Origin of the sequence: Rhizobium sp. BK591, from assembly GCF_014195045.1 — a bacterium.
Taxonomy (GTDB): Bacteria; Pseudomonadota; Alphaproteobacteria; order Rhizobiales; family Rhizobiaceae; genus Rhizobium; species Rhizobium anhuiense.
On the sequence record NZ_JACIAZ010000006.1, the window covers coordinates 29,109 to 44,928 of the forward strand.

Consider the following 15,820-nt stretch of genomic DNA (forward strand, 5'->3'; position numbering starts at 1 on the left):
CATGTCCGACGCCATTTCGTTTCTCAGCCCCCGCGCCGATGTCCTGGCGCGCAGAGCCCAGATCGTCGCCGATCTGACCGATCTTCTGCCGCCGGAATGCCTGGTGCATGAGGCGCGCGAGCTGGTGCCGTTCGAGACCGACGCCTTCGTCTCCTACCGTCGTCTGCCGCTCGCCGTGGCCCTGCCGCGCACGACAGCCGAGGTTTCGGCCGTCATGCGCTATTGCCACCGCTACGGCATTCCGGTCGTGCCGCGCGGCGCCGGCACCTCGCTTTCCGGCGGCGCCATTCCGCAGGAGGATGCGGTTGTGCTCGGCCTGTCGAAGATGAACAGCATCCTCGAAATCGATCTGCCGAACCGCGTCGCCGTGGTCCAGGCCGGCGTCACCAATCTCAACATCTCCGAATCCGTCTCCGCGGACGGCTTTTTCTATGCGCCCGATCCAAGTTCGCAGCTTGCCTGCACCATCGGCGGCAATATCGGCATGAATTCCGGCGGCGCCCACTGCCTGAAATATGGCGTCACCACCAACAACCTGCTCGGCGTCAGGATGGTGCTGGTCGACGGCACGGTGATCGAACTCGGCGGCAAGGCGCTGGATGCGGCGGGGTATGATCTGCTCGGCCTCGTCTGCGGCCACGAAGGCCAGCTCGGCATCGTCACCGAGGCGACGGTGCGGCTGATCGCCAAGCCGGAAGGCGCCCGCCCGGTGCTCTTCGGTTTCGAAAGCTCGGAGGAGGCCGGCGCCTGCGTTGCCGATGTCATCGCCGCCGGCATCGTCCCGGTTGCGATCGAATTCATGGACAAGCCGGCAATCGAGATCTGCGAGGCCTTCGCCCATGCCGGTTATCCCCTCGATGTCGGCGCGCTTTTGATCGTCGAGGTCGAAGGGTCGGAAGCGGAGATGGACGCCACGCTGAAGGACATCGTCGAGATCGCCCGCCGGCACGCGGTGAAGACCGTGCGCGAATGCCAGTCGGCGACCGAGGCGGCATTGATCTGGAAGGGCCGCAAATCCGCCTTCGGCGCCACCGGCCGCATCGCCGACTACATCTGCATGGACGGCACGGTGCCGCTCAGCCAGCTTTCCCATGTGCTGAAGCGGACCGCCGAAATCGTCGATCATTACGGCCTGCGCGTCGCCAATGTCTTCCACGCCGGCGACGGCAACATGCACCCGCTGATCCTCTTCAACGCCAACGATCCCGAGGATGCCGCTCGCGCGGAAGCCGCCGGCAACGACATCCTGAAGCTCTGCGTCGATGCCGGCGGCTGCCTGACCGGCGAACATGGCGTCGGCATCGAGAAACGCGACCTGATGCGCCACCAATATTCCGAGGCTGACCTTGCCCAGCAGATGGCGGCGCGCGCCGCCTTCGATCCCGGCTGGCTCCTCAACCCGTCGAAGGTCTTTCCGCTCGAAGGGCGCCCCGCCGCATGATCGATCTGATGCCGACGAGTGAGGAAGAGGCGGCGGCAATCGTCCGCGCCCACGCGGAAAGCGGCCAGCCGCTCGCGATTTGCGGCGGCGATAGCCGCTCGGGCTTCGGCAATGCCGTTGTCGCCGAAGACCGGCTGCGCTCGACCGGGCTTTCCGGCATCGTCGCCTATAATCCCGGCGAAATGGTCATGACCGTTCGAGCGGGCACGCCGCTCGCCGAGGTCGAGGCGGCGCTGTCTGAGAGCGGCCAGATGCTCGCCTTCGAGCCGATGGATCATCGCCCTGTGATGGGGACATCCGGCGAGCCGACCATCGGCGGCGTGTTTGCCGCCAATGTCTCCGGCCCGCGCCGGCTCATCACGGGTGCCGCCCGCGACAGCCTGCTCGGTGTGCGCTTCGTCAATGGCAAGGGCGAGATCATCAAGGCCGGCGGCCGGGTGATGAAGAATGTCACCGGCCTCGATCTCGTCAAGCTGGTGGCCGGCTCGCATGGCACGCTGGCTTTCCTCACCGAAGTCACTTTCCGCGTGCCGCCGCGCCCGAAGACGGAACAGACGGTGGTTCTATCAGGCCTCAACGATGCCGAGGCGGCCAACGCCGTGGCGGCGGCGATGGCGCTGCCGGTCGAAGTCTCGGGTGCCGCCCATCTGCCGTTGACGGTGACCTGGAAATTCCTCGCCGGCACATTGCCCGAGGGCGAGGCGACGGTTCTGCGCATTGAGGGCCTGGCCGGTTCGGTCGACGTGCGCATTGAAAAGCTTGTCGCGGCAATGTCGGCCTTCGCCACGGTCACCAGGCTGGAGCAGCCCGACAGCCGCAGGCTCTGGCAGGAAATCCGCGACGTGCTGCCCTATGCCGACGGCACCGCGCGGCCGGTCTGGCGCGTCTCGGTCGCCCCCGGCACCGGCCATCAGCTGGTCGCCGCGCTGCGCCTCGAGGCCGGCGTCGACGCTTTCTATGACTGGCAGGGCGGTCTTGTCTGGATGCGCATGGAGGCCGGTCCTGAAGCCGAGCTGGTCCGCCGCTTCATCAAGGCGCTCGGTGGTGGCCATGCGACGCTGATCCGCGCATCGGCCGAGGCGAGGGCAGTCACCGCGGCCTTCCACCCCGAGCCTGAGGCGGTGGCGATGCTGTCACGGCGGGTGAAGGAGAAATTCGATCCGGCCGGCATATTCAATCCGGGGAAGATGGGGTGAGGGAGAAGATGAGCACAACCCCCGATATCCTCCAAAAGCGGAGGTCCCTCTAAATGCAAACCAACTTCACCCCGAGCCAGCTGCTCGATCCCGCTGTCGCCGAATCCGAGCAGATTCTGCGCAAATGTGTCCATTGCGGTTTCTGTACCGCCACCTGTCCCACCTATGTGACGCTCGGCAACGAGCTCGACAGCCCGCGCGGCCGCATCTACCTGATCAAGGACATGCTGGAAAACGGCCGCCCCGCCGATGCCGAGGTCGTCACCCATATCGACCGCTGTCTCTCCTGCCTTGCCTGCGTCACCACCTGCCCCTCCGGCGTCGATTACATGCACCTGGTCGATCACGCCCGCGCCCATATCGAAAAGACCTATAAGCGCCCGTTGATGAACCGGCTGACGCGCGCCATCCTTGCCGCCGTGCTGCCCTATCCCGGCCGTTTCCGCCTGGCGCTCAATCTCGCCCGTCTCGGCCGGCCCTTCGTCGGCCTGATGCGGGGTGGCGCACTGAAACCTTTCGCCGCCATGCTGGCGCTTGCGCCGCGCCGCGTGCCTGCAGCTTCAGCCTTCGCAAAACCCGGCAGCTACTTGCCCGAGGCGGAACGGCGCGGCCGGGTGGCGATCCTTTCCGGCTGCGCCCAGCCGGTGCTCGATCCCGGCATCAATGCGGCGGCGATCCGGCTGCTAACGCGGCTCGGCGTCGAGGTCGTACTGCCGGAGGGCGAGGTCTGCTGCGGCTCGCTGGTCCATCACATGGGCCGCGCCGAACAGGCGCTTGCGAGCGCGCGCGCCAATGTCGATGTCTGGACACGCGAGATCGACGGGCAGGGCCTCGACGCGATCATCATCACCGCCTCTGGCTGTGGCACGACGATCAAGGATTACGGCCACATGCTGCGCCTCGATCCCGCCTATGCCGCAAAGGCGGCCAGGGTCTCGGCGCTCGCCAAGGATATCACCGAATATCTCGCCACTCTCGAGCTGCCGGCCCACATGCCGAAGGGCATCACGGTCGCCTATCATTCCGCCTGTTCCATGCAGCACGGCCAGCGCATCACGCTCGCGCCGAAGCAATTGCTGAAAGCGGCGGGCTTTACGGTGCGCGATCCGGCGGAAGGTCATCTCTGCTGCGGCTCTGCCGGCACCTATAACATCATGCAACCGGAGATCTCGGCTGCGCTGAAGGCACGCAAGGTCAAAAACATCGAGGCCACCAAGGCCGATATCATTGCCACCGGCAATATCGGCTGCATCACCCAGATCGCCACCGGCACCGGCATGCCGATCCTGCATACGGTCGAACTGCTCGATTGGGCTTATGGCGGCGCTGTGCCGGAAAAATTAACAGGTTTGCCGCTAGGCTGAAGCTACTACAGCGCCGCACGTCTTTTCAGATGCGCAAAGGACGCTGTAGCACTTTAAATTGCTGCATATGCAGCAGGCCCGTCGGGCCGGTCTCGGGAGGTTGGGCGATGTGGCGGGGAATGATCGTGCTTGCGGGACTGCTCGGAGCGGCAGGCGCCGCCCATGCTGATAGTCGCTTGTTCTGTTCCGCCGACGACAAGGAAGCGCGTTTCACGCTCGAAAGCGGTTTCGAAAGCGATGCCGGCCACAAGCTCAACCATTTCCGCGGTGCACTTGTTGTCAAGGACCAGGCGCAATCGACGGTATTCGGAAAACGTGTTTTCGAATCGCAGCATCTGACCAATCACTGGTCGCGTGACGGCGAACTGCTCCTGGAGGTTCTCGACGGTGGTGATGACGACACCGGCGGAGCAACGCTGGATCTCGTCGTGGTTGCCGGTGAACGCGGCAAGCCGTCGGCAAATTTCAGCGGCACCTATTCCCTGACGATCGCAGGCGGTGAAAAGCCCTATGCCGTCCAGGGCAAGGTCAGCTGCGGCACGAAATAGAGCAATTTCAGGAAGTACGAAGCGGTTTTCCCAGGCAAAGCGCAAGGCGGTTTTGCCCGGGAATTGCGTAACGATAAAAGGTTAGAGCGGTTTTGCGCTTTTATGCGCTGAACCGCTCTCACGTCGCAGCCGAAATTTGTTCTTACCAGTGGAATGAAACGCCGACGTTGACGGCATTCGTGAAGATGTTGGTCTTCAGGTCCACGCCGTTGTCGATCGGCACGTCGATGCGTGAATAGGTGCCCTTGTATTCGACGAAGGTCGACCAGCGCTCGGTCACCTTGAAGTCGACGCCGGCCTGGGCCTGCAGCGTCACGCCGCCGAATTCATATGCCCAGGTCTTGCCCTCGGGGCGAATCACTTCGACATGCGGAATGTTCACGCCGATACCGGCGCCGAGATAGGGCGTCCAGCGGCGGGTCGGATCCTGGAAGCGGTAGAGGCCGTTCACCGTGAGCAAGTTCAGGCCGTCGGTGAATTCGAAGTGCGACCAGCCGGTCTTGGCCAGCGTATCGTCGTCGGCATAGACCTTGTCATGGGTATAATCGAGCGAAATACCCCAGTTCGGCTTGTTGAAGTTCTCGAGCCACCAGGTGACGCGGCCGCCGTAATAAGGCGGGCTGCCGAAGGACTTGCCTTCCCAGCCGGCGGTGAAATGCGTGCCGTCGGAGAGATCGACGCCGCTGTGCGGTGCGGTCTGATAACCGCCATAGACAGAGAATTGCAGATCTTCCGCCGAGGCGGAAACTGCTGAACAGATTGTCAAAAACGCGATGCCCGCAAGTAGCGAAGCGGAGGAACGCAGCGCATATGTCATTGAATAGCCCCGATATTGTAAATATGTCGACTCTTAGGCAGATGTGCCAGCTTTCGGCCGCAAAGTCTAAGCAAAACAAAAGGCGCGTCGAAATGCGCCTTTCGTTTTTTTCGTCAGTGTTGCTCAGCCGCCAAACATCGTGCGCAGCACGTCGATGCCTCGGTCCTCGAAAGCCACCTTGCCCTGCCGGTTGCCGGGGCCGATGACGATCACCTTGGTGCCGACAGGCGCGCGGTCGTAGAGGTGCGTCACATCCTCGTTCATCATCCGGATGCAGCCGGAAGACATGTTGAGGCCGATCGTCCAGGGCTGGTTGGTGCCGTGGATGCGGAAGATCGTGTCGCGGCCGCCCTGGTAGAGATACATGGCGCGGGCGCCGAGCGGATTGTCCTCGCCGCCTTCCTGGAAAGCAGGGATGATGTGGCCCTTGGCGGCTTCGCGGCGGCGCATCTCGGCCGGCGGCGTCCAACTCGGCCATTCGGCCTTGCGGCCGATCTTGACGATCCCCGACCAGCCGAAGCCGTCGCGGCCGACGCCGATGCCGTAGCGGGTGGCGCGGTTGTTGCCTTCGACGAGATAGAGATATTTGTTGTTGGTATCGATGATCACGGTGCCGGCCGCTTCCGTCGTCACCAGGCGCACTTTCTTGCGCTTGAACTGCGGCTTCACGTATTTCGGCATCTGCGCCACGCGCACGATCTGCGCCGGGGCTCGTGTATTGTCCGGCGCGGAGCCGGCGGGTGCAGCAAAGGCGGATGTGGACATCAAGGACAGGACAAGTCCGGCGGCAGCCAGACCCGGCATCAATTTGATCATGATCGATTCCCCTCAAGCAAATTCGCTCGAAGCTACATGAACTTCTCCCCGATTCAAGATCGGCGTGGCCGGATAAAGCTCTTTTGGAGAAGGGAGCCGGCTATTCTCTACGGCTCCCCAGGTATTTGTCCGGTCGTTACATGACGATGACGCGGGTTCCGACGCTGACGCGGTCATAGAGGTCGACGACGTCTTCGTTGCGCAGGCGGATGCAGCCCGAGGAGACGGCGCTGCCGATCGACCAGGGCGCGTTGGTGCCGTGGATGCGGTAAAGCGTCGAGCCGAGATACATGGCGCGGGCGCCGAGCGGGTTTTCCGGGCCGCCGTCCATGCGCGCCGGCAGGTAATGGCCCTTGGCGGCTTCGCGGCTGATCATTTCGGAAGGCGGCGTCCAGTCCGGCCATTCCGTTTTGCGGGTGATCTTGTGGGCGCCGGCCCATTCGAAGCCGGGCTTGCCGACGCCGACGCCGTAGCGCCTTGCCTTGCCGCCTTCCATCACCAGATAGAGGAAGCGGTTGTTGGTATCGATGACGATCGTGCCGGGCTTTTCCGTGGTATCGTAATCGACCATCTGCGGCAGGAATTGCGGCTCGATCGGACGGCGGATCGACGGGATGCCGGGATTGATCGCCGAAACGGTCTGCGGTGCGGCCTGCGGCGCCTGGCGCAGCGCGCGGCGCTGGAAGATTCCGCGCTGCGGCTGCCGGATGACCGGCCGCTGATAGACGACGGGTCGAACCGCGCCGCCGCCGAGCTGGTTGATCCAGGGCGCCGTCAGATCCGGGCTGAGCACGACCGGCGGACGGGTGGCGTAGCGGTCGTCTGCAAGGGCGGCCGTGGAGACAATGCCGAAGAGGGCTGCGGCAAGAACAAGCTGTTTCATCATCGGACGAACTCTCTACAAATGACCGAAAATGGCTGGCGGGACTTCTCCGCCCGGGCGGACATGTTCCGCCCGCAAAGACGCTGCCACTCTATCCGCCAGCGAATGGTAAAGATCGATTCATGAAAAGCCGACCGACCGGATAAACTTTTCGTCAGGGTTACCGTTCGGTTTGGAAAGACGGTTTGCAAATGGTAAAGCCGGAATCATGCACGGTGAACGAAGCGGATCCCCGCAGAATGAAGGATCATGAGCGCGACAGGCATCATCATCGGCGAGGACGGCAGGAGCCGCTGCCACTGGCACGCCAATCTGCCCGATTACCTCCGCTATCATGACGAGGAGTGGGGCCGCCCCGTCACTGACGACATCCGCCTCTTCGAGAAGATCTGCCTCGAAGGCTTCCAGTCCGGCCTTTCCTGGCTGACGATCCTGCGCAAGCGCGAGAATTTCCGCGCCGCCTTTTCAGGCTTCGATTTCGACAAGGTCGCTCTCTTCGGCGACGAGGATGTCGCTCGCTGCCTTGGCGATGCCGGCATCATCCGCCATCGCGGCAAGATCGTCTCGACCATCAACAATGCCAAGCGCGCGATCGCCCTCAGGGACGAGTTCGGCTCGCTCGCCCATTATTTCTGGCGCTACGAGCCGGGCCATAACGAGCGGCCTGTTGTGGTCGACCGCGAGCATATCGTCGCCAATCCGACGACGCCGACATCGGTCATTATTTCGAAGGATCTGAAGAAACGCGGCTGGACCTTTGTCGGCCCGACCACAGTTTATGCTTTCATGCAGGCGATGGGTCTCGTCAACGATCATCTGGAAGGCTGCTTCTGCCGGCCCGAGGTCGAGGCGATGCGCTGCGCCCTGGTCCGTCCATGAAAGATCTGTCCGTGAGAATATTGATAACAGCCGCTGCCCTGTTTTTCCTGCCGGTCTCCGCCATGGCGCAGACACCGCAGCTCGATCCCGGCGAGAAGCTGGAGAAGCTGCAATTCCCGGCCGTCACCATGCAGCTGAAGGGCTGGACGAAGTTCGGCAATAGCCATGTCTATACGCTGCCGGTGCGCACCGGCCAGCACGTGAAGGTCAGTTTTTCCACCAAGAGCAAATTTGCCTTCCTGGCGATCTTCGACCTGTCGAAGCCGGATGACGAGGCCTTCTTCGGCACCGACGAGGATGGCATGAGCTTCGAGACGACGGTCAAGGAAGACGCCACCTGGCTGCTGCGTCCCTATTATTCCAAGGTCTCGCCGCGCCGCGGCCTCGGCGCTCCGTTCAGCATCCTGATCGAGCCCTTGGCGGCCGCCCCACAACCGCCGCAACCGCCGGCCGAGCCCGAACGCCCATCGCTGTTTCCGAAGGCGCCTGCCAAGCAATGAGGCTCTAGCCGAGCCGGTCGATCAGTTCGCGCAATTCGCCGAGATGGCCGATCTTGCGGAAACGCGGCGCTTCTTTCGGTTCATCGACATGCTCCAGCACCCAGGTGAGTTCGTGCGGCACGAAGACGCCGTAGCTGCCGGCGGCGATTGCCGGCACGATGTCCGATTTCAGCGAATTGCCGACCATCATCGCCCGCTCCGGCCCGTCGCCGACCTTGGCGAAGATGCGCCGATAGGTGACAGCGGTCTTGTCGGAGACGATCTCGACGGCATCGAAGAAATCTCCGAGCCCGGATTGGGCAAGCTTGCGCTCCTGATCGAAGAGATCGCCCTTCGTGATCATGACAAGCAGGTACTTGCCGGCAAGCCCCTCCAGCGTGTCGCGCACATGCGGCATGGTTTCGACGGGATGGGAGAGGAGTTCGCGGCCGATATCAAGGATCTTGGCGATCACGCCCGAGGGAACCTTGCCCTCGGTGATTTCGATCGCCGTCTCGATCATCGACAGCGTGAAACCCTTGATGCCGAAGCCGTAGTGGCGAAGATTGCGTTTCTCGGCCTCCAGCAGCCGCTCGGAAATCTTCGGTCCTTCGGCGAAATCGGCAAGAAGCCTGGTGAAATGCGCTTCCGTCAGTCGGTAATATTGTTCGTTTTGCCAGAGTGTATCGTCGGCATCGAAGCCGATCGTCGTCAGTGGTCGCGTCGTCATATGCGCACCTCTTAAAATATGGCCGGCAATCTATCGGCTGCCTGTGTCGAGACAAGGGCGTCGTCTTCGGCACGGTTGGGCGCAGCGTTGAAAAGCGCCGCTGCCGCACTAAATGCACTTTGCCTCACCCTGCAGCCAGCCACGGCTGTGCCTGTCGCGCGCAGGCCAATAATCAAAAAATGAAGTTCAGCGGTTCGCAAGCCCTCTTGCGGCAGACACAAAGGAATTTTTCCACCATGCGTTACAACCAGCTCGGAAATACGGGACTTTTCGTCTCGGAAATCTGCTTGGGCACCATGACCTTCGGTGAAGCCAAGCAAGGCAGCATGTGGGGCGCCATCGCCGATGTCGACCAGAATGCCGCCGACCGGATCGTCGAACGCTCGCTTGCTTCGGGCGTCAATTTCATCGACACGGCCGATGTCTATTCGGCCGGCGAGTCCGAAAGGCTGCTCGGCCAGGCGCTGAAGAACCTCGACATCCCACGCAAGGACGTCGTCATCGCCACCAAGGTCTATGGTGTGATGGGCGACAAGCCGAACGACCGCGGCGCCTCGCGCGGCCACATCATGGATTCCGTCGAGGCGAGCCTCGAGCGCCTGCAGACCGATCACATCGACCTCTATCAGATCCACGCGACCGATACGGTGACGCCGATCGATGAGACGCTGCGCGCCTTCGACGATCTCGTCTCCCGCGGCCTGGTGCGCTACATCGGCGTCTCCAACTGGCAGGCCTGGCGCATCTCCAAGGCGCTCGGCCTGTCCGAACGCCGCAGCTTTGCCCGTTTCGAAACCGTGCAGGCCTATTATTCCATCGCCGGCCGTGACCTCGAACGCGACATCGTGCCGATGATGCAGGAGGAGAAGCTCGGCCTGATGGTCTGGTCGCCGCTCGCCGGCGGACTGCTCTCCGGCAAGTATGGTCCCGGCGCGCCCGGCAACGGCGAGGGCCGCCGCGCCAGTTTTGATTTCCCGCCGGTCGACAAGGACAAGGCCTGGGCCTGCGTCGCCGTCATGCGCGAAGTCGCCGAAAAGCACGGCGTCGGCGTCGCCACCGTGGCACTCGCCTATATCCTCGCCAAGCCCTTCGTCACCACAGTCATCATCGGCGCCAAGCGTGTCGACCAGCTCGACCAGAACCTTGCCGCCGTCAAGCTGAAGCTCGATGAAGACGATATGAAGAAGCTCGACGAGGTGAGCGCGCTTGCGCCCGAATATCCCGGCTGGATGCTGGCCCGACAGGGCGCCGGCCGCCGCCCGGCCGATTTCGAGCCGAAGGACTGACCTCGCCAACATAAGTCTTGGGGAACGCCTGACATCCCGGCGTTCCCCTTTTCATCCACGATCGATTATTTGCCGTGGGCCTTGAGCCAGGCGGTCATCTCAGCGATCTCGGCTTCCTGTGCCTTGATGACGGCTTCGGCGAGCTTTCGGATATCGGGATCTTTTCCATATTGAAGCTCGATCCTGGCCATATCGATCGCGCCCTGATGGTGCGGGATCATGCCGCGGACGAAATCCGCATCGGCATCGCCGCTATACTCGATCATCATATCCTTGTGCATCTTGGCATTGGCCTCGCTGAAGGCGTGGCTTGCCGCATCGTGATTGCCCATCGGCTTGCTCATATCCATCGGTTTGTCTTCGGCAAGGACGGGAGCGGCAATGATGGCGAGCATGGCGGTGAGGGCGATGATTTTCAAAGACATGAGAGTTCCTTCCTCTGTCTGACAATAGGTTTGCCGGGCGGCTGAGCCACCCGATTGGCATGGATTGCTATGGTGTCAGGACAATCGCGGAGGCGGCGACTGTGGTGTCGGTTTGTCGTCGTCGAGGGCGCGGGCAAGCGCGGGGTCGGGATAACCGAAAATGGACTTACCGCTGGCCATGACCGTCACCGCCGGTGGCAACAGCAGGCAGGCGGCGCAAAGCGGCATATGCGCGGAATTGCCGCCGGCGCAGGGGCCTTTCGAGGGTTCAGTCTTGCCCGCCGCCTCGGACATAGCCATGCCGTGCATTTCGTGATGCATGCCGGTTTCGACGGCAACCGGTGCATTCATCGATGCGCAGGTCGGACAGCCTGCCCATGCGGACATGGCGCTGTAGACCAGCCAGCCGAGAAACATCACGATGAGGGCGAGCATGCGCATGCTGTTTTATAGGCGAATGACTGATGCAAGCCAAGCCGACCGGCGATCACATCCTGATCACCAGCTGGCAATGACCTTGTGCTCGATCCGGTAATCCTTGCTCTCTTCGCCGAGCGGCGCCACCGGCCATGTCCAGGTAGCTTTTGCCGGCGGCGGCAATACGCCATGCAGCAGGTCGGCCTCCTCATGCGTCCTGCCGTTGCGGTCGATGACGGCATAGGCGATGTCGGTCACCAGGCAGCCGCGGCAGGGGAGGCCCGAAAGCCCGGTCAGATGCGCCGCGATCAGCCTTTCCACCGTGTCTTCGGGCATTCGCCCGGCCTCGGCCTCCGAGCGCCGTTTCACACCGCGACCGATCTGCGACAAGAGGTTGGCCGAAACCACCAGATCGAGATAGGGCACGCTCCTGAGGAAGCCGAGCGGTTCGGGCTGCCGGCCGGCGGCAAGGTCGTCATAGCCGGAGAGGTCGCGCTCGATCAGTCGGACATTGCGATAGCCCTTGGCCGACAGCCACAGGCGCACCGATGCGAGGTGAACGAGATCGACCAGCACGACGGTATCGAAATCGCGCGCCAGTTCCTCGATCGGCACGTCCCGCAACAGACCGGAACCGAGCACGACGGCGGTCCGCTTCTGACTGAGACCGGCCGCAGCCGCGCGGATCGCAGTCCGGCTCTTTTCCTCATGTTCGGCCCAATCCGCCGCACAGCGCCCGGCCCGCGACCACAGATTGACGGAATAGCGGATGAACTTTCGATGCGGCTTGCCGGTCAGCGGCAAGGTCGCGGCATAGAGAAGCGCTTCAGCGATCATGAGCATATCCGCATTTCTGATGGATGCCTCCGGTTCAATCGATACTCCCTGCGGCATCAAGACCCTTCGCCCTTGCCGCTCCCCGCCCGATCGGTTAGGAAACCGCCACTGTCACAGTCAGCGGAATTCCCGGAAATGAACGACAAGCAGAAGAAACCGCAAAAGCTCAAGGCCCGCCTGCCGCGCGGCTTCGTCGACCGCACGGCCACCGATATCCGCGCCGTCAACGAGATGACGGCAAAGATCCGGGAAGTCTATGAGCATTATGGTTTCGATCCGCTCGAAACGCCGCTGTTCGAATATACCGATGCGCTCGGCAAGTTTCTGCCCGACAGCGACCGGCCGAACGAGGGTGTCTTCTCCCTGCAGGATGACGACGAGCAATGGATGTCGCTGCGTTACGACCTGACGGCGCCGCTCGCCCGTCATGTCGCCGAGAATTTCAACGAGATCCAGCTTCCCTACCGCACCTATCGCGCCGGTTACGTCTTCCGCAACGAGAAGCCGGGCCCCGGCCGCTTCCGCCAGTTCATGCAGTTCGATGCCGATACGGTCGGCGCGCCGGGTGTTCAGGCCGATGCCGAAATGTGCATGATGATGGCCGACACGCTTGAGGCCCTCGGCATCAAGCGCGGTGACTATGTCATCCGCGTCAACAACCGCAAGGTCTTGGACGGCGTGCTCGAGGCGATCGGCCTCGGCGGCGACGACAAGGCCGGCCAGCGGCTCAACGTGCTGCGTGCCATCGACAAGCTCGACAAGTTCGGCCCGGAAGGCGTGGCATTGCTGCTCGGCCCCGGCCGCAAGGATGAATCCGGCGATTTCACCAAGGGCGCCGGGCTTGATCAGGAGCAGATCGACAAGGTGCTGTTTTTCGTCGGCATCAAGGATTATGCCGAAAGCGCTCAACGCCTCGCCGAGCTCGTTGCGGGAACCTCGAGGGGTGGCGAAGGCGTCGAGGAGCTGAATTTCATAGCAGCGCTCGTCACCAGCGCCGGCTATCAAGCCGACCGGATCAAGATCGATCCCTCGGTCGTGCGCGGCCTCGAATATTATACCGGCCCGGTCTATGAGGCCGAACTCAGCTTCGACGTCACCAATGAAAAGGGCGAAAAGGTCGTCTTCGGTTCGGTCGGCGGCGGAGGCCGTTATGATGGCCTCGTCTCCCGCTTCATGGGACAGCCGGTTCCGGCGACGGGCTTTTCGATCGGCGTCTCCCGCCTGATGACGGCGCTGAAGAACCTCGGCAAGCTTGGCGCCAGCGAAGTCATCGAGCCGGTGCTGGTGACCGTCATGGACGGTGATGTCGAAGCGATGGGCCGCTACCAGCGCATGACCCAGGAACTGCGCGCCGCCGGCATCCGCGCCGAGATGTTCCAGGGCAACTGGAAGAAGTTCGGCAATCAGCTGAAATATGCCGACCGCCGCGGCTGCCCTGTCGCCATCATCCAGGGCGGCGACGAGCGCGCCGAAGGCGTCGTGCAGATCAAGGATCTGATCGAAGGCAAGCGGCTCTCCGGCGAGATCGAAGACAATGCCAGCTGGCGCGAAGCGCGCGTGGCGCAGGAGACGGTGCCGGAAGCCGACCTTGTGGCCAAGGTGAAGGAAATCCTTGCTGCGCAGGCTGAGGATCGGAAGAGGGCTAGCTCCGGCTTAGAAACTTCATATGATCCCGCTCAAGCCGGTGACACAGATGACGACATTTGAGAGAGATCTCCCCTTCTCCCCTCGGGGAGAAGGTGGCCCGCAGGGTCGGATGAGGGCGCGCCACGGTAGAAGCTGTTCTTCGCTCGCCGCCCAGGACATTCGTCGTTTACACTCCTCATCCCCTTCATCTGCCCTGTCGGGCATCTTCTCCCCGCTGGGGAGAAGAGGGAAGTCAAGCCGATGCCCCTGATCAACCTCCCTGAATTCTGCAACGACCTGCTGGCCGAATTTACCGCGCGCAACGCCGAGCGCATCGATACGCCTGTCATTCAGCCGGCCGAACCTTTCCTGGACATCGCCGGTGAGGATCTGCGCCGCCGCATCTTCATGACGGAGAGTGAAACCGGCGCCAGCCTTTGCCTGCGTCCAGAATTCACCATTCCCGTCTGTCTGCGCCACATCGAGACGGCGACCGGTACGCCGAAGCGTTATGCCTATCTCGGCGAGGTTTTCCGCCAGCGCCGTGACGGCGCCAATGAATTCTACCAGGCCGGCATCGAGGATCTCGGCGATATCGACCTGTCAAACGCCGACGCCCGCGCCATCGGCGATGCCACCGGCATCCTCGCCCGCCTGCTGCCGGGCCGGCGACTGTCGGTGACATTGGGCGACCAGGCAGTGTTCGAGGCCGTCGTCCAGGCGCTCGGCCTGCCGCTCGGCTGGCAGAAGCGCCTGATCCATGCCTTCGGCAACATGACGCAGCTGGAAGCGCTGCTGGCCAGCCTCGTCAGCCCGCAATTCGTCACTGGCCTGGACGATGATATTGCCAGGCTGGTCGCATCCGGCGACGAGCAGGCGCTGGTCGTCCATCTCGAGCGGGAGATGCAGAAGACCGGCTATTCGACGAATGCCAGCCGCTCGCCCCTGGAGATCGCCCGGCGCCTCAAGGAAAAGCTGATCCTCTCCGAAACCCGCCTCGACGATGCGGCCTTCCAGGTGCTGGAAGAGTTCCTGTCGCTCGACGTGCCGCTCATCAACGCGTCCGCGGCCCTTGCCGGTTTCGCCGATGCTGCTGGCCTGAAACTCGGCAACGCGCTCGCCCGCTTCAATGGCCGGGTCGCAGCCCTTGCCAATGCCGGCGTCGATCTTTCCTGCCTCGACTACCGCGCCGCCTTCGGACGGCCGCTCGATTATTACACCGGCCTCGTCTTCGAGGTGACGGTGGAAGGCTCGAGCGCGGTGCTCGCCGGCGGCGGTCGCTTCGATCGGCTGCTGACCTTCCTCGGCGCCACGGACCGCATTCCGGCCGTCGGCTTCTCCTTCTGGCTCGACCGTATCGAAACCGAAAGGGCAGCCGCATGACCATCACCATTGCGCTTCCTTCCAAGGGCCGGATGAAGGACGACGCTTCGGCGATCTTCGAGCGTGCCGGCATGCCGATCTCGGCTGTTGGTAACGACCGCTCCTATCGCGGCCGCGTCGAAGGCTGGGACGATGTGGAAGTCGCCTTCCTGTCGGCTTCCGAAATCTCTCGCGAAATCGGCAACGGCAGCGTCGATTTCGGCGTCACCGGCGAGGATCTGATGCGGGAGGGTTTTGCCGAGATCGACAAGCGCGTCGAATTCTGCGCCCGGCTCGGTTTCGGCCATGCCGATGTCGTCGTCGCCGTGCCGGAGATCTGGCTGGATGTCGACACCATGGCCGATCTCGTCGATGTCGCCGCCGATTTCCGCGCCCGCCACTCCAGGCGGCTTGCTATCGCCACCAAATACTGGCGGCTGACCCAGCAGTTCTTTTCGAGCCAGCACGGCATCCAGCTTTATCGCATCGTCGAAAGCCTGGGGGCCACCGAGGGCGCTCCCGCCGCAGGCTCGGCTGACATCATCGTCGATATCACCTCCACCGGCTCGACATTGCGCGCCAACCACCTGAAGGTGCTCCAGGACGGCGTCATCCTGCATTCGCAGGCCTGCCTCGTGCGCGCCCGCAAGGAGAGCCATGCCGACGAACCGGCGGTGCAGGCGATCATCGATGCGGTGCGCGCCGCCCTCTGAT

The 15,820-nt window shown here is 63.0% G+C and carries 17 protein-coding genes; 10 read left to right on the forward strand and 7 right to left on the reverse strand.

Annotation, left to right across the window (positions count from 1 at the left end; translation table 11 throughout):
• Nucleotide 1: 1 nt before the first annotated feature.
• From FHX10_RS24620 to FHX10_RS24635, 4 genes are all read left to right on the forward strand, one after another.
• On the forward strand, nucleotides 2-1,441 hold the full coding sequence (locus FHX10_RS24620; RefSeq protein WP_097542881.1) for an FAD-linked oxidase C-terminal domain-containing protein: 1,440 nt from the start codon (nucleotides 2-4) through the stop codon (nucleotides 1,439-1,441).
• Nucleotides 1,438-2,637, forward strand: a complete 1,200-nt coding sequence (locus FHX10_RS24625) for an FAD-binding protein (RefSeq protein ID WP_184390435.1) — start codon at nucleotides 1,438-1,440, stop codon at nucleotides 2,635-2,637. Before FHX10_RS24620 ends, FHX10_RS24625 begins: the two co-directional genes overlap by 4 nt.
• 53 nt (nucleotides 2,638-2,690) lie before the next feature.
• Nucleotides 2,691-4,001: a glycolate oxidase subunit GlcF gene (glcF, locus tag FHX10_RS24630; protein WP_184390438.1), complete on the forward strand. Its 1,311-nt coding sequence runs from the start codon at nucleotides 2,691-2,693 to the stop codon at nucleotides 3,999-4,001.
• Nucleotides 4,002-4,108: 107 nt separating this feature from the next.
• Entirely contained in the window at nucleotides 4,109-4,549 is a 441-nt protein-coding gene (locus tag FHX10_RS24635) for a hypothetical protein (RefSeq protein ID WP_047613775.1), read from the forward strand.
• A 142-nt stretch (nucleotides 4,550-4,691) separates the two neighbouring features.
• Here the strand turns inward: FHX10_RS24635 and FHX10_RS24640 are convergent, their stop codons facing one another.
• The 3 genes from FHX10_RS24640 to FHX10_RS24650 all read right to left on the reverse strand — a co-directional run bounded on the left by FHX10_RS24640 (nucleotide 4,692) and on the right by FHX10_RS24650 (nucleotide 7,068).
• Nucleotides 4,692-5,366 (reverse strand): outer membrane protein, encoded by a 675-nt coding sequence (locus tag FHX10_RS24640; RefSeq protein WP_047613776.1) that lies wholly within the window; start codon nucleotides 5,364-5,366, stop codon nucleotides 4,692-4,694.
• Nucleotides 5,367-5,489: 123 nt separating this feature from the next.
• Nucleotides 5,490-6,182 (reverse strand): L,D-transpeptidase, encoded by a 693-nt coding sequence (locus FHX10_RS24645; protein ID WP_047613777.1) that lies wholly within the window; start codon nucleotides 6,180-6,182, stop codon nucleotides 5,490-5,492.
• A 136-nt stretch (nucleotides 6,183-6,318) separates the two neighbouring features.
• Nucleotides 6,319-7,068: a L,D-transpeptidase gene (locus FHX10_RS24650; RefSeq protein ID WP_127430560.1), complete on the reverse strand. Its 750-nt coding sequence runs from the start codon at nucleotides 7,066-7,068 to the stop codon at nucleotides 6,319-6,321.
• Between the two features lie 246 nt (nucleotides 7,069-7,314).
• On the opposite strand from FHX10_RS24650, the gene FHX10_RS24655 reads away from it, so the two are divergent.
• On the forward strand, nucleotides 7,315-7,944 hold the full coding sequence (locus tag FHX10_RS24655; RefSeq protein ID WP_184390441.1) for a DNA-3-methyladenine glycosylase I: 630 nt from the start codon (nucleotides 7,315-7,317) through the stop codon (nucleotides 7,942-7,944).
• Nucleotides 7,941-8,444, forward strand: coding sequence for a hypothetical protein (locus FHX10_RS24660; protein ID WP_047615319.1), 504 nt, complete (start codon nucleotides 7,941-7,943; stop codon nucleotides 8,442-8,444). The genes FHX10_RS24655 and FHX10_RS24660 overlap by 4 nt, the downstream gene beginning before the upstream one ends.
• Nucleotides 8,445-8,448: 4 nt before the next feature.
• On the opposite strand, the gene FHX10_RS24665 is transcribed toward FHX10_RS24660, so the two are convergent.
• Nucleotides 8,449-9,153, reverse strand: a complete 705-nt coding sequence (locus FHX10_RS24665) for an HAD family hydrolase (protein WP_047613781.1) — start codon at nucleotides 9,151-9,153, stop codon at nucleotides 8,449-8,451.
• Between the two features lie 236 nt (nucleotides 9,154-9,389).
• Here FHX10_RS24665 and FHX10_RS24670 point away from each other — a divergent pair, with 236 nt between their 5' ends.
• Nucleotides 9,390-10,439 (forward strand): aldo/keto reductase, encoded by a 1,050-nt coding sequence (locus tag FHX10_RS24670; RefSeq protein ID WP_184390444.1) that lies wholly within the window; start codon nucleotides 9,390-9,392, stop codon nucleotides 10,437-10,439.
• A 65-nt stretch (nucleotides 10,440-10,504) separates the two neighbouring features.
• Here the strand turns inward: FHX10_RS24670 and FHX10_RS24675 are convergent, their stop codons facing one another.
• The 3 genes from FHX10_RS24675 to FHX10_RS24685 form a co-directional block, all read right to left on the reverse strand.
• Nucleotides 10,505-10,864: a DUF305 domain-containing protein gene (locus tag FHX10_RS24675; RefSeq protein ID WP_047613783.1), complete on the reverse strand. Its 360-nt coding sequence runs from the start codon at nucleotides 10,862-10,864 to the stop codon at nucleotides 10,505-10,507.
• 75 nt (nucleotides 10,865-10,939) lie between these two features.
• Complete coding sequence (locus tag FHX10_RS24680; protein ID WP_097542878.1) at nucleotides 10,940-11,305, reverse strand: hypothetical protein; 366 nt, start codon at nucleotides 11,303-11,305, stop codon at nucleotides 10,940-10,942.
• Between the two features lie 57 nt (nucleotides 11,306-11,362).
• Nucleotides 11,363-12,124 carry a hypothetical protein gene (locus FHX10_RS24685; protein WP_184390446.1) on the reverse strand — a complete coding sequence of 254 codons (762 nt, stop codon included), beginning with the start codon at nucleotides 12,122-12,124 and terminating at the stop codon, nucleotides 11,363-11,365.
• A gap of 129 nt (nucleotides 12,125-12,253) precedes the next feature.
• On the opposite strand from FHX10_RS24685, the gene hisS reads away from it, so the two are divergent.
• The 3 genes from hisS to hisG all read left to right on the forward strand — a co-directional run bounded on the left by hisS (nucleotide 12,254) and on the right by hisG (nucleotide 15,819).
• The gene (gene hisS, locus FHX10_RS24690; RefSeq protein ID WP_097595308.1) at nucleotides 12,254-13,825 is read left to right on the forward strand and encodes a histidine--tRNA ligase; all 1,572 of its coding nucleotides are present in this window, start codon (nucleotides 12,254-12,256) and stop codon (nucleotides 13,823-13,825) included.
• Between the two features lie 180 nt (nucleotides 13,826-14,005).
• Entirely contained in the window at nucleotides 14,006-15,127 is a 1,122-nt protein-coding gene (locus FHX10_RS24695) for an ATP phosphoribosyltransferase regulatory subunit (protein WP_097595307.1), read from the forward strand.
• A complete protein-coding gene (gene hisG / locus FHX10_RS24700; protein WP_047613787.1) occupies nucleotides 15,124-15,819 on the forward strand; it encodes an ATP phosphoribosyltransferase in 696 nt (231 codons plus the stop codon). Before FHX10_RS24695 ends, hisG begins: the two co-directional genes overlap by 4 nt.
• Nucleotide 15,820: the final 1 nt, after the last annotated feature.